A 12,363-nucleotide genomic window follows, 5' to 3' on the forward strand; every position below is an offset into this window, starting at 1 on the left:
CTGCGGACCCCAATCCGCCCCGCCGGCGCCTACAGGCAATCTACCCCAACGCCCCCCAAGCGGCGCCGGCCACTTTCAGCCCCTTCGTTCGAAAGTTGGCTTCCAGTCGCGATTGCGCGCCCGCTGATGGCCTTCGTAGTCAGGAATGCATGCGAAGAAGGTCGGTCACGGCCGGCAGCCTTGCAATTTGAGCAGACAAAGAGCCCGACCAAGTCGTCATGCATCGAGCCGTGGTCATGGCCGAGCCTGTCAATCAGCGCCTGGATGTCAAGTTTCGTCGATTTGCAGCACATCGGGTGCGCACAATTGACTTAGATGGGTTCGCGGGCGGACAGAGTGTCGGCGAGGGTCTTTCGAGTCATGGCGATTCTCCGTTGAAGGGGCTCGCCGCAACGGGAGGATTATATTCCTTAATGCTGATCCCCTGCATTGTCTCGTGCGGAATGGGCTCTCCGGCATTAGACAGGGATATCCGGAGTTCGCCGTCTCGGGTGGTGGCTTCGACCTTAATGGGCATGCCCGCGGCACAAAGTTACCGGTTCGAATCCTGTCGGGTGCAGCATTGCCGCGGTTCGCTTGCCGACAACTATTCCTGCTGGAATTGACAGGGCCAATCTTCAGGCCTCGTCAAGCCAGAAGGCAACTCGGTCCGGGCGTCTCCGCAAGCCATGTTGAGCTGCCACTGGGACAGACCCACCGAATTGGAAAGGTCGAGGCCCTCGATACGGGTCAGAAAGAAAAAGGCGCGGTCAAAGTCTATCGGCGCGGTGAACCTCGCTCCTCGGAAGTCCGCCCGTGCGAGATTGGCAAACGAGAAGCGGCTGCCGCTGATATCGGCGTCATGGAACTGCGCACGCCCCAGTTCTGCCTTTGTGAAATCAACATTGGTCAGATTGGCGTCCTGGAAATTCGAGCGCTGCATTTCCGCGCTCGCAAACACAGCGCCCTGCGCGTCCATACGGCTGAAGTCGGTCCTGTAGCCCTCGATTCTGTCGAACCGGGCGCCTTTGGCGGTCGAGTCGGCCAGGGAAGCACGCACAAGCGTTGCCTTCTCAAGATTTGCCGCACGGAGATTGGTGTTCCTGAGGTCGGTCGAAGTGAAATCAACACCGAACAGGTTCGCCCCGCTCAGGTCCTGTCCGTCTAGGATGAGAAGCTTCTTGTCACACTCTTGCCAATTGACGCCAGGCGTCGCGGCGGCGTCGCAATTTTGAGCGGCAGCGGCGTTCTGCCAAGCAAACACAGTGCAAACCGCTAGAACCAAGCCGGATGTGCCGTAAGCTCTGGTTCGCCTCAAAGTCATTGTTGCTGGACCTCTGCTACTCGCCGACACTCACCCTTACCACATCTGCTGACACTCGAGCCACGGTGACCACATGGCTGTGCTCGCGGCGCAGTGGGTCAAGCCTGGCGTGAAGCTCCGCGTCAAACAGCTTCGCGGCGAATTCTAGGCGGCCAGCTTACATTAGCCAGAGTGAACAGAACGTGATTACGGGCCAGGCCTTCACACCTTCGCCTTGCACCAGCCCGCCCACCTAGCATGCCCCGCCATCGCGAACGGCCCAGCACGGGCGAAAGACAAGCTCCTTCCTGGCGCTGCGCCGCGTGCAGTCGGAACAAATGGGATCGACGCCGGTTAACAATCGAAGGGACCGCAAACGAAGCGGTATGATGATGATTGATATTTTTAGCTTCGAACTGGCCAATGCCAGGCTGCGCGTTAAACGGGCCGAGCGCTCGCTGAAGCGTGCGAATGAACTGTTGTTGAACGATGGCTGTGTCGCCGTCAATCTCGCGTTGTGCGACCGCATACGGTCTGAGCAAAAACGCGTGATTGAGGCCCGGGAACGCATGACGAAGATCGATCGGAAGAATTGACCCATGATGCTCGCGACCCTCCACCTTGAAACTGCGAGATACGGCGACGAATATCGCGTCGCAAGGCTCGCGCTGCTGAGGCAGCAAATGATACGGCACATCAAGCGCACAGACGCCTCGGCGCAGAAAGTCGAACAATCGCTGGCAAGATTGGCCGAAGCAAACACGCTCGGGGACCGGCTCGCGCAACAGTAGGTCCGCGCGCTCTACCGTCGTTTGACGATGACCCCGTCATGCTGCGTCGCCAACAACAAGGCTGCATCAACGTCGCACCTGCGCTCGCTGGGCGTCGCGCCCCAAAAGCACAAGGCAGTCGTTTCGGCGAAGATCCAAGAAGTGTCGATATTTTCACCTTCCTGGGGACGCAGGCACAACGCCAAAATGAAGGCCGCGATAAGCAGCATGGCAGGCAGAGGGGCGCGCGAAGGCTACTGAGCGGCTTTCATCTCCCCGCACTCTTGCCTCAGATCAGCCTACAACCAATCGGCCCGCGCTTCACCAGAAGCACGGGCATTGATAGGCTCGGCACTATCGCCGCCCCGTCTACCGCGGGACCGCTGGTATTCCCGAGACTGAGCGCTCTGTTTCGCCGGAGAAAACCACGAAGGCAAAGATCAGCACGGCGGCAGCGACAATCATTGAGCCGGTGGCGACGATCGGCTCGAGCGCCGGATTTCCCTGCAGCATCAGGTAAAGCGCCGGCAGCATCACGACCAGGCCGAGATTGTACACGCCGTAGTGGATCATCGCCGTCCTGCGGGCAGCCTTCGCCGGGTTCAGCGCATAATAGCCGCCGAATATTGCACTGGTGACCCATCCCAGCAGGTTGATGTGCGCGTGAGCCGGAAACGCGCCGTGATCGCCTGAAATTGCCATCTGCAGGCCAGCTGCAATTCCCAGAATAAGAAAGACGATGGCTGTCTTGAAAAAAAGCTCCGAAACCTTAGGCATATCATTCCCCCAAACCCGTTTTGCCGCCGCATCATGCCCTGGTTCCGGCGATCTTGCCAAGGGGACCGTCGGGCCTGCGGCACCATTTGTCGCCGGCTTGACGGCCCGTCGGCAGCCGGCCGCCGGGCCTGGCCGGTTGCGAGTCCAGCCGGCAAAAAATATGCGCTCACCCTAATTTAATTGCAATATCACCCGCCAGGCTTCCATGTCGTTCTCCCTAAGGAAGTCCTGCACAATCGTGGTGCCATACGCGCCAAAGGCCTGCCCGTCAGTGTTCCAGCAAGGCCTCGCCGAACTTCTCCCACAGCTGTGCGCAATCTGTAGCTCTGAGGCCGGGGGTTCCGAGTGGGCCATATCTGATGACGGCGGCGTGAACATCATAGCCAACGATGGGTGCATTGGCGACAAAGTGGATAGCCTCGCCCAATCGGCGAGAGCCCATTGGCGCATCGGTTTTGTTGGTGATGTCGAAGACACCACGAATGTCTGCTTCCTGGTTCCTGGCTGCCAACGCAGCCGCCATTGCCCTTTCGTGCATCATCGAATCTCTCCGATCGGTCTAAGTCTAAGAACCGCGGCTTGTGCCGGTCCGGCAACTGGCAACCGGCAAATCGAAGTGCCTTTTGCAGCATCTCGATTGGCTCTTGCTGCGAGCCACTCCGCCCGCTGCCGCGGCAAGCCGATAAGGCAACTGCCAGCGAAATCCGCAGGCACGTCCACGGTCGCATCAAACACGGCCCACGTGCCAGTCGGCTCCTGAACGGGCAAAAACCTCATAACAGCGCCTGCTAATATACTATGCCGACTGTGAGGACGAGACTTTTTCCTGCATCCACTAAACGAATGAGAGATGGTGTCGAAGTGCCGGGCGACGCTCGTCGAAAACAATCGTCTGCGACATCGCCAGGATCGGAGATGGGCCTGAGCCGGCCGCATTTTGGGAGTCGCCGCAAGGGACAAGCACAAGACGCAGCACACAAACGCGGCCAAATGTTTATCCAGAATCGCGATTTCGTTGCGGATAGATGGTCTCGCCGCGCTTCAGCATCGCCACGAACGCCGCGATCTTCTTCTTGCGCCCGGCTTCGGTCTTCATGTTGTGGATGCGGAAGGCGAGCGCGAAGCGGTTTTGCCCGCTGAGCTTTGCCAGCATCTCTTTCGCCCTGGGCTCGGCGTCTATTGCCGCCTGGAGGTCGTCGGGGATCTTCATCTCCTTGCCGCTCTTGTAGGCGCGCGCCCAGCGGCCGTCGGCCTTGGCCGCATCGACCTGCCTCAGCCCGTGCTCGGTCATCCGGCCCTCCTCGATCAGCCGGGCGACATTGTCGACATTGATCTGGCTCCAGGTGCTCTTCTTGCCGCGGGGGGTGTAGCGCTGCAGATAGCTTTTGCCGTCGAACGCCTTGCGCACCGCGTCGATCCAGCCCCAGCACAACGCCACGTCGATGGCTTGCTTCGGCGTGATCGACGGCAGCCCCGAATCGAGCTTATGGATCTTGATCCAGACTTCGTCCTCGCTGTCGTGATGCTCGCCAAGCCAGGCATGGAAGCTTTCGGCATCCCTGAACTCGCGCACATTGGCGGGGTCGACCTTCACGGGCGCCATCAGCTGGTCCGCCCATGACGCGAGCGCGTAACGACGCCAAACCGCTTGCCGGCCGCGCGCGCGCTCATCTCAGCTCCGAGTCCGCAATCCGCAGGCCTGGTGATTCTCGTTTCGGCGGCAGCATGACGTTATCGAATGTCTGCGTGAACATCGCCGCCGCAAAGAAAGCGTCTCTTCGGTGGCGTGGGTGTTGCCAGCCGAGCCGCTTGCCGGGCTCGATCTCGTAGACAATGACCGAGGACTGGGTAGTGCCCTGCCCGCCGCAAACCGCGAAAGCGCCGGCCATTTGACCGACGGATCGTCCTCTGCCCAAACCGGCGAACGTTCGAGCCTGTCGGATGCGAGACTGCTGTCATGGCTTCGTTCCTCTCAGCGAATTGCGAACACGAATCTAGATGATTTTTCTGGTCCGCGTCAGCAAAACTGGCTGCTGACCGTTCCCTCGCCCATTGCGCGTCGACGGCGCCTACCCGATCCGGCCGGCTGCAACCCTGGCTCCGGCAGCGCAAGGAGCTGGCCCACGAGCTGAACTACACCGGCGATATGAACGACACTGTAACGATGAATCTGTGGCTGCACGACGCACTGATGAAAAAGCTGGCCGAGAATGGCGGCAAGCTTCCGAGCGACCTAGCCGCCTAGAGTCACAAGACAAGCAATTCCAGGAAAACGTGTGAACGGTTTTCCGTCCGGAATTGCGTCAAACAAAAAAAGACAGACCGGCTCGGCGTTTCCGTGAAACGACGAACCGTCCTGGTCCTGCCCGCACCGTGGTTCTTGCTGCGCCAACTTCGGCCGCAACCGAGCAGACCACGATGCCAAGCGTCAGACCGCCAGGTAAATAAAATTGAGACCCGTCCCGACCGTCAGGATCGGTGTTTGGCGAGGTGGCATGCCACAAAAAGCGCTTGCCGCCTCGCACCCGGATTGCCTCACGCAAAGCGCCGATTTCGGTCGCTGCCCACGCGCTGGTAGGACCACCATTTTGCTGGCGAAACGCGACGTTCGGCGTATCATTCTCCCCGGAGAGAGTTCATGGTGGGAGGAAGCCAATGAACGTGGTGCAGAGGGTGACTGTCGCCGACTTGACGGCCCAAGAGCTTGTTTCATCTGCGCTTTCACGGTTCGGTGCCGGCGACACCATATCGACGAGGGCGATGCTGGACATCGTTCGCAGGACGGCCCCGGCCTGCGGCAACAGTGACGACGATCTGGTCGAGCTTATCGTCATGACGGCCGTTGGTAGGACCATGGGCGTCGTGTTCGACCATCGGTCCCAATAAAATAATCTGGAACGAACATCAGGCTGCGCCAGGAGCAGTGGCGGGCGGTTGGCAGCGCCAAAGAGGCCAGCCTGTTTGTGCATGAAGGCCGTCCTGGCACCAAGCCCTTGCTTTGAACAAAACCGCTGCTCATGCCGGGTCATGCCCGAAGGCGGTAATTGAGCGACACGCTCGAAGGAACTCGCTGAAATCTTGCCCGTTATGCTCTCGTCGAGATGAGGAGAGCTGCCATGGCCGACGACAAAACCAAGACCGACAGTCGCGACCGCTCACGAGTGGCGGGCGGCGAAGACTACGAGGTACGTCACTTCGCCGAGGAAGCGGGCATCACCCCGGATCAGGCACGCACGCTGATCAAGCGCCACGGCACCGACCGCAAGGTGCTGAACGAAATCGCCGAAAGCATAAGAGCGTCGTAATGGCTGACAAGAAAACCGCAATGGCCGACCGCAAGACGCGCGATGCGGATGAAAAGGAAGCGCTGCGCCTGGCCGAAACCACCGACGTTTCGCCGAAGCAGGCGAAGGATCTGATGCGCAAGCACGGCAAGGACAGCCAGAAGGTCGAGAAGGAAGCCAAGAACTTCAAGGCCGAGGGCTGAGCCGCCGAGTCGGTCGGACGGGCGGTACAGGGGTGTGGCTGCAATCCTGCAGCTTATCGGTTTTCTAACAAATTCGGCCTATCCCTTCCGCTATCGCGGCTCAGGGATGCCATATGCGCGGGATATCTGGTGAGGCGAAGCCGTCGATAGGCGATATACGGCATGTGAGGTTGGTATTTTGCCTGCTGGCGGCGGTCGTGATAGCGGCGGCGCTCCTCGCCTTTGCCACGTCCCTCCTGCAGGATCCTGATAGCTGGTGGCACATCAAGGTCGGCATGGATATGCTGGCAAGCCGCACATTCCCCACCGTCGACGTCTACTCCTACACTTTTGCCGGCCAGCCATGGATCGCTAAGGAATGGCTTAGTCAGCTTCTCCTTGCAATTGCCTTTGAAGCCGGCGGCTGGAACGGCGTGGTGCTGCTGGCGACTGCAGTAATCGCGCTCACGATCTTCTTGACGTCGTGGTATCTCAGCGCGTGGTTGAAGCCGACGCTGGCGATAGGACTGACGCTGGTTCTCGCGCTTTTGATCGGGCCAATCTATGTCGCCCGGCCGCACATCTTTACCTTGCCCATCATCGTCATCTGGACCGCCGGTCTTTTCCAGGCCGCACGCAACGAGAAAGCGCCGCCTTTGTGGCTGCTGACGCTGCTTTGCCTGTGGACCAATCTCCATGCCACCTTCACCTTCGGTTTCGTCATCGCCGCCTTCGCCGGCCTCGATCTCGTCATGCGCACGCGCTTGTCGAACCCCCGGCTGCTGGCCAAGTGGATCGCTTTCGGGCTGCTTTGCCCGCTGGTCAGCCTGTTCAATCCCTATGGCGTCAAGGCCATACTCGCCACGTTCACGGTGGCCTATGGCAATGAGGCGGTGCCTTACATTGCGGAGTGGCAACCCTTCGACGCCTCGCGGCACACCCTCCAGGAGGTGGCCCTGCTGGTGGCGTTTTTCGGGCTGCTCGTGTCGAGATTGCGCATTGGCTGGGCCAAGGCGCTGTTCCTTGTCTTCACGCTGCACGCCTATCTCACCCACATACGGTTCATGTACTTGTTCTTTCTTCTTGTCCCGGTGGTCCTTGCCGTGGAGGTCGCGCAACAATATCCAGCGCTTTCAACCGAGAAATGGGCGGCGGAAAAGCGCGACGGACTTGAACAATTTTTCGCACGGCAATTTTCCAGGATTTGCGCTGGACTTGCCGTTTTGCTGGTTTTGGCGGCTGCCGCCTTCACGACCTATCCGGTCGCGCCGAGCCAGAAGACCTCGGCCAGGGACGCACTGGCCTTCGCCCAATCCCATAATCTGTCGGGCAATCTGCTGAACTCCTACGATTTCGGCGGTACGCTGATCTTCCATGGCATCAGGACGTTTATCGACGGCCGCGCGGATCAGCTCTTCCTGAATGGCTTTACGGAAACGGATGAGCAGACTGGGCACAGCCGGGGCAAGCCGATCCTGAAAGCCCAACTCGAGAAATATACGATAGGCTGGGCATTGTTGACTGCCGACGACAGCCGCATTCCGTTCTTCGACGAACTGGGCTGGAAGCGGGCCTATGCGGACGATTACGCGGTGATCTACACCCGCGCGGACTGAGCCCCGGCAGCTTCGCGCGCCGGTGTGCACATCCCTCCTGAGCTGTGGCCAGCGCCGAGGCGGCGAAATCCTTATGGGATTTTGATTTCTTTGCTCCGCGTCCCGTCTCGACCCTTTATGGCACTTTGATCCATATTCGCCGAAGCGATGTTTCCGGCCGCTGATATGATGCGGCGACCGATTTTGGTAGTTTGGTAAAGTAAACAATAAATACAACATAAGGAAAATGCGCGGTGGACATAGTTGTTGTCGCGATTGGAATCACGTTCTTTGCTCTATGCTTTGGCTACATCAAAGCCTGCGACAAGCTGTAAGTTTAGGGGATCGCAACATGCTTTTCGACTATATCCTCGGCGGCGCCGTGACCTTGTTTCTTCTCGCCTACCTGACATACGCCCTCGTTCGCCCGGAACGCTTCTGATCTCCGCTGGCAAGGAGCCAACCCATGACGATCAACGGATGGCTGCAGATCCTCGTCTATTGCGGGATCGTCGCTCTGCTGGCCAAGCCGCTCGGCGGCTACATGTATCGCGTTTTCAGCGGCGAGCGCATATTCCTGTCGTCAATTCTGGCCCCGCTCGAGCGCGGACTCTACCGCATATCAGGGACCAGCGAGCGCGAGGAGCAGCACTGGACCTCCTATGCGGCGGCCCTGCTGTTCTTTAACCTGGCCGGCTTCCTGGTGCTCTATGTGCTGCAACGGCTGCAAGGCGGCCTGCCCTACAATCCGGCCGGCATGACCGCCGTCGAACCTGGGCTGGCCTTCAACACCGCCGCCAGCTTCATGACCAACACCAACTGGCAGAACTACGGCGGCGAAAGCACGATGTCCTATCTCGTGCAGATGGCCGGCTTGACCGTGCAGAATTTTCTGTCGGCGGCGACCGGCATCGCCATTGCGGTCGCATTGATCCGCGGCTTTGCCAGGGCCTCAGGCAAATCGATCGGCAATTTCTGGGTCGATATGACCCGCTGCACGCTCTATCTGCTTTTGCCGTTCTGCATCGTCCTGACTCTGGTCTATGTCTATCTCGGCATGCCGCAGACGCTCGCTGCCTACGTCAACGCGACGACGCTCGAAGGTGCGCAGCAGACCATCGCAGTCGGGCCTGTCGCTTCGCAGATCGCTATCAAAATGCTTGGCACCAATGGCGGCGGCTTCTTCAACGCCAATGCAGCGCATCCCTTCGAAAATCCCGATGCAATTTCCAACCTGATCCAGATGGTGACGATCTTCGCCCTCGGCGCGGCGTTGACCAATGTCTTCGGCCGCATGGTAGGCAACCAGCGCCAGGGCTGGGCAATTCTGTCGGCTATGGGCGTGCTGTTCATCGCCGGCGTTGCCGTCTGCTACTGGGCGGAAGCCGCAGGCAATCCGCTGGTCCATGCGCTGGGCGTCGACGGCGGCAACATGGAGGGCAAGGAGAGCCGTTTCGGCATCGCTCTGTCGGCGCTGTTTGCCGTCATCACCACCGCCGCGTCCTGCGGCGCGGTCAACGCCATGCATGACAGCTTCACCGCACTCGGCGGCATGATCCCCATCATCAATATGCAGCTCGGCGAGGTCATTGTCGGCGGCGTCGGCGCGGGCTTCTACGGTATCCTGATGTTCATCGTCATTGCCGTTTTCGTCGCCGGGCTGATGGTCGGACGCACGCCCGAATATCTCGGCAAGAAGATCGAGGCCAAGGAGGTCAAGATGGCTATGCTGGCCGTGCTCTGCCTGCCGCTTGCAATGCTGATCTTCACCGCTATCGCGGTGGTGCTGCCGACCGGCGTTGCTTCCATCGCCAATGCCGGCCCGCACGGCTTCTCCGAGGTTCTCTATGCCTACACCTCGGCCGCGGCGAACAATGGCTCCGCCTTTGGCGGCCTCAGCGGCAACACGCCCTGGTACAACGTAACGCTCGGCATCGGCATGCTGATGGGCCGGTTCCTGGTCATTATTCCGGCGTTGGCGATTGCTGGCTCGCTAGTTGCGAAGAAGACCGTCCCTGCCTCCGCCGGCACCTTCCCGACGGACGGTCCGCTGTTCGTCGGCCTGCTGGCCGGTGTCATCCTGATCGTCGGCGGCCTGACCTTCTTCCCGGCCCTGGCGGTCGGACCGATCGTCGAGCACCTGGCGATGATTCACGGTCAGACATTCTGAAACGGCCATGCCCTGGTTCAAGATCATACCTCGGAAGGTCCGGCATCGCCCCGAGCCGGAGGGGGAGAAAACGCCCCCTCCTTTCCCGACGCTGTCCACATTCCTCGCTATTGCGGCAGCCTTGATCATGATCTGGCTGCTGGCTTACGGGCCGCCGCACCTTCGTTCGGCACACGATCGACCGGTCAACAAAATCGACACTGGAGCTACCAAATGAGCCCGTCGAAATCCGTGAGCATCATGGATACCCGCATTCTGTGGCCCGCTATCGGCGGTTCCTTCAGAAAACTGAACCCGCGCACCTTGATGCGAAACCCGGTGATGTTTGTCGTCGCCGTCGTCTCGGCGCTCACCACCGTGCTGTTCGTCAAGGATCTCGCTACCAGCGGCGGCGATCTTGGCTTCACGCTGCAGATCATCATTTGGCTGTGGTTCACCGTGCTCTTCGCCAATTTCGCCGAAGCGGTGGCCGAAGGTCGCGGCAAGGCGCAGGCAGACTCGCTGCGCCGGGCGCGAACCGAGACGCAGGCCAAGCTGTTGAACGATGGCGACCGCAGCAAGTTCAAACTGGTGCCCGGCACCAGCCTGAAGGTCGGCGACATCGTGCTTGTCGAAGCCGGCGACATCATCCCCTCGGACGGCGAGGTGGTCGAAGGCGTGGCGTCGGTCAACGAGGCGGCCATCACCGGCGAATCCGCACCGGTCATCCGCGAATCCGGCGGCGACCGTTCGGCGGTGACCGGCGGCACCCAGGTCTTGTCCGACTGGATCCGCGTGCGCATCACCGCGGCTGCCGGCCATACGTTCCTCGACCGCATGATCTCGTTGGTCGAGGGCGCCGAGCGCCAGAAGACACCCAACGAGATCGCGCTCAATATCCTGCTCGTCGGCATGACGCTGATCTTCGTGCTGGCCACGGCGACGATCCCGAGCTTCGCCTCGTATTCGGGCGGTTATATCTCGGTGACGGTGCTGGTCGCCCTGTTCGTTACCCTGATCCCGACCACAATTGGCGCCCTGCTGTCGGCGATCGGCATTGCCGGCATGGACCGCCTGGTGCGCTTCAACGTGCTGGCCATGTCGGGCCGCGCCGTCGAGGCGGCCGGCGATGTCGACACGCTGCTGCTCGACAAGACCGGAACCATCACGCTGGGCAACCGCCAGGCGACGGCATTCCGTCCGGTCAAGGGCGTCACCGAACAGGAACTGGCCGACGCGGCCCAGCTTGCCTCGCTTGCCGACGAAACGCCGGAAGGCCGCTCGATCGTCGTCCTGGCGAAGGAAAAATACGCCATCCGCGCCCGCGACATGGCAAGCCTGCACGCGACTTTCGTGCCCTTCACCGCGCAAACCCGCATGAGCGGCGTCGATCTGGAAGGCTCCTCGGTCCGCAAGGGCGCAGTCGATGCGGTACTTGCCCACGTCAACCTCTCGACGGTTGCCACAGGCCGTACGCGCAACGACACCGTCCGCGACCTTCAGGCGATCGCCGACGAGATTGCCAAATCGGGTGGCACTCCACTCGCGGTCGAGCGCGACGGGCGCCTCCTCGGCGTCGTCCATCTGAAGGACGTCGTCAAGGGCGGCATCGCAGAACGCTTTGCCGAATTGCGCCGCATGGGCATCCGCACGGTGATGATCACCGGCGATAATCCGATGACCGCGGCGGCGATCGCGGCGGAAGCCGGCGTCGACGACTTCCTTGCCCAAGCGACGCCCGAGGACAAGTTGAAGCTGATCCGCGACGAGCAGGCCAAAGGCAAACTTGTCGCGATGTGCGGCGATGGCACTAACGATGCGCCGGCCCTCGCGCAGGCCGATGTCGGCGTTGCCATGAACACCGGCACGGTCGCGGCGCGCGAGGCCGGCAACATGGTCGATCTCGACAGCGATCCGACCAAGCTGATCGAGATCGTCGAAATCGGCAAGGCGCTGCTGATGACGCGTGGCTCGCTGACCACCTTCTCCATCGCCAACGACGTAGCCAAGTATTTTGCCATCATCCCGGCAATATTCGCCGTCTTCTACATCGCCCCGGGCCAAACTACCGGGCCGCTGCAAGCGCTCAACGTCATGCATCTGGCGACGCCGCAGAGCGCTATCCTCTCGGCCATCATCTTCAACGCGCTGATCATCATCGCGCTGATCCCGCTGTCGCTGAGGGGTGTCAAATACCGCGCGGTCGGCGCCAGTGCGCTGCTCAGCCGCAATCTCATTGTCTATGGCCTCGGCGGCGTCGTCGTCCCCTTCGTCGGCATCAAGGTGATCGACATGGCCATCACCGCTCTCGGTCTCGCCTAAGG

The 12,363-nt window shown here is 60.7% G+C and carries 13 protein-coding genes and 1 pseudogene; 10 read left to right on the forward strand and 4 right to left on the reverse strand.

Annotated features, from left to right (window positions below; genetic code table 11):
* Window positions 1–586: 586 nt before the first annotated feature.
* The gene (locus NKH78_RS03055; protein ID WP_352688090.1) at window positions 587–1,303 is read right to left on the reverse strand and encodes a pentapeptide repeat-containing protein; all 717 of its coding nucleotides are present in this window, start codon (window positions 1,301–1,303) and stop codon (window positions 587–589) included.
* 365 nt (window positions 1,304–1,668) lie between these two features.
* Between NKH78_RS03055 and NKH78_RS03060 the strand changes: the two genes are divergently transcribed.
* Entirely contained in the window at window positions 1,669–1,878 is a 210-nt protein-coding gene (locus NKH78_RS03060) for a hypothetical protein (protein WP_254816855.1), read from the forward strand.
* A 3-nt stretch (window positions 1,879–1,881) separates the two neighbouring features.
* On the forward strand, window positions 1,882–2,073 hold the full coding sequence (locus NKH78_RS03065; RefSeq protein WP_254816854.1) for a hypothetical protein: 192 nt from the start codon (window positions 1,882–1,884) through the stop codon (window positions 2,071–2,073).
* 348 nt (window positions 2,074–2,421) lie between these two features.
* Here the strand turns inward: NKH78_RS03065 and NKH78_RS03070 are convergent, their stop codons facing one another.
* The 3 genes from NKH78_RS03070 to NKH78_RS03080 all read right to left on the reverse strand — a co-directional run bounded on the left by NKH78_RS03070 (window position 2,422) and on the right by NKH78_RS03080 (window position 4,432).
* A complete protein-coding gene (locus NKH78_RS03070) occupies window positions 2,422–2,829 on the reverse strand; it encodes a hypothetical protein (RefSeq protein WP_352506573.1) in 408 nt (135 codons plus the stop codon).
* Between the two features lie 268 nt (window positions 2,830–3,097).
* Window positions 3,098–3,370 carry a hypothetical protein gene (locus NKH78_RS03075; RefSeq protein ID WP_352687981.1) on the reverse strand — a complete coding sequence of 91 codons (273 nt, stop codon included), beginning with the start codon at window positions 3,368–3,370 and terminating at the stop codon, window positions 3,098–3,100.
* 453 nt (window positions 3,371–3,823) lie between these two features.
* A complete protein-coding gene (locus NKH78_RS03080; protein ID WP_352506575.1) occupies window positions 3,824–4,432 on the reverse strand; it encodes a YdeI/OmpD-associated family protein in 609 nt (202 codons plus the stop codon).
* A 495-nt stretch (window positions 4,433–4,927) separates the two neighbouring features.
* Here NKH78_RS03080 and NKH78_RS03085 point away from each other — a divergent pair.
* The 8 genes and pseudogenes from NKH78_RS03085 to kdpB form a co-directional block, all read left to right on the forward strand.
* A pseudogene (locus tag NKH78_RS03085) lies at window positions 4,928–5,074 on the forward strand (DUF3597 family protein); the annotation flags it as partial.
* Between the two features lie 410 nt (window positions 5,075–5,484).
* A complete protein-coding gene (locus NKH78_RS03090) occupies window positions 5,485–5,715 on the forward strand; it encodes a hypothetical protein (protein ID WP_254816847.1) in 231 nt (76 codons plus the stop codon).
* Window positions 5,716–5,945: 230 nt separating this feature from the next.
* Window positions 5,946–6,134, forward strand: coding sequence for a DUF3606 domain-containing protein (locus NKH78_RS03095; RefSeq protein WP_292657372.1), 189 nt, complete (start codon window positions 5,946–5,948; stop codon window positions 6,132–6,134).
* The gene (locus NKH78_RS03100) at window positions 6,134–6,316 is read left to right on the forward strand and encodes a hypothetical protein (RefSeq protein ID WP_352506577.1); all 183 of its coding nucleotides are present in this window, start codon (window positions 6,134–6,136) and stop codon (window positions 6,314–6,316) included. Before NKH78_RS03095 ends, NKH78_RS03100 begins: the two co-directional genes overlap by 1 nt.
* A 113-nt stretch (window positions 6,317–6,429) precedes the next feature.
* Window positions 6,430–7,911 carry a hypothetical protein gene (locus NKH78_RS03105; RefSeq protein ID WP_352506578.1) on the forward strand — a complete coding sequence of 494 codons (1,482 nt, stop codon included), beginning with the start codon at window positions 6,430–6,432 and terminating at the stop codon, window positions 7,909–7,911.
* 331 nt (window positions 7,912–8,242) lie between these two features.
* Window positions 8,243–8,332, forward strand: coding sequence for a K(+)-transporting ATPase subunit F (locus NKH78_RS03110; RefSeq protein ID WP_023675300.1), 90 nt, complete (start codon window positions 8,243–8,245; stop codon window positions 8,330–8,332).
* A gap of 24 nt (window positions 8,333–8,356) precedes the next feature.
* Window positions 8,357–10,060, forward strand: a complete 1,704-nt coding sequence (gene kdpA, locus NKH78_RS03115) for a potassium-transporting ATPase subunit KdpA (RefSeq protein WP_352506579.1) — start codon at window positions 8,357–8,359, stop codon at window positions 10,058–10,060.
* Window positions 10,061–10,273: 213 nt separating this feature from the next.
* On the forward strand, window positions 10,274–12,361 hold the full coding sequence (gene kdpB, locus NKH78_RS03120) for a potassium-transporting ATPase subunit KdpB (RefSeq protein ID WP_352737498.1): 2,088 nt from the start codon (window positions 10,274–10,276) through the stop codon (window positions 12,359–12,361).
* The last annotated feature ends 2 nt before the right edge of the window (window positions 12,362–12,363 follow it).

The organism is Mesorhizobium sp. M0910 (genome assembly GCF_040319465.1).
Lineage (GTDB): Bacteria > Pseudomonadota > Alphaproteobacteria > Rhizobiales > Rhizobiaceae > Mesorhizobium.

Bases quoted from the DNA above. Each gene is read 5' to 3' on its own strand.
- NKH78_RS03075 (WP_352687981.1), bottom strand. From the start codon at position 3,370: ATGATGCACGAAAGGGCAATGGCGGCTGCGTTGGCAGCCAGGAACCAG.
- NKH78_RS03100 (WP_352506577.1), top strand. From the start codon at position 6,134: ATGGCTGACAAGAAAACCGCAATGGCCGACCGCAAGACGCGCGATGCG.
- kdpB (WP_352737498.1), top strand. From the start codon at position 10,274: ATGAGCCCGTCGAAATCCGTGAGCATCATGGATACCCGCATTCTGTGG.
- NKH78_RS03065 (WP_254816854.1), top strand. From the start codon at position 1,882: ATGATGCTCGCGACCCTCCACCTTGAAACTGCGAGATACGGCGACGAA.
- NKH78_RS03095 (WP_292657372.1), top strand. From the start codon at position 5,946: ATGGCCGACGACAAAACCAAGACCGACAGTCGCGACCGCTCACGAGTG.
- NKH78_RS03080 (WP_352506575.1), bottom strand. From the start codon at position 4,432: ATGGCGCCCGTGAAGGTCGACCCCGCCAATGTGCGCGAGTTCAGGGAT.
- NKH78_RS03060 (WP_254816855.1), top strand. From the start codon at position 1,669: ATGATGATGATTGATATTTTTAGCTTCGAACTGGCCAATGCCAGGCTG.
- kdpA (WP_352506579.1), top strand. From the start codon at position 8,357: ATGACGATCAACGGATGGCTGCAGATCCTCGTCTATTGCGGGATCGTC.
- NKH78_RS03055 (WP_352688090.1), bottom strand. From the start codon at position 1,303: ATGACTTTGAGGCGAACCAGAGCTTACGGCACATCCGGCTTGGTTCTA.
- NKH78_RS03070 (WP_352506573.1), bottom strand. From the start codon at position 2,829: ATGCCTAAGGTTTCGGAGCTTTTTTTCAAGACAGCCATCGTCTTTCTT.
- NKH78_RS03105 (WP_352506578.1), top strand. From the start codon at position 6,430: ATGCGCGGGATATCTGGTGAGGCGAAGCCGTCGATAGGCGATATACGG.
- NKH78_RS03090 (WP_254816847.1), top strand. From the start codon at position 5,485: ATGAACGTGGTGCAGAGGGTGACTGTCGCCGACTTGACGGCCCAAGAG.
- NKH78_RS03110 (WP_023675300.1), top strand. From the start codon at position 8,243: ATGCTTTTCGACTATATCCTCGGCGGCGCCGTGACCTTGTTTCTTCTC.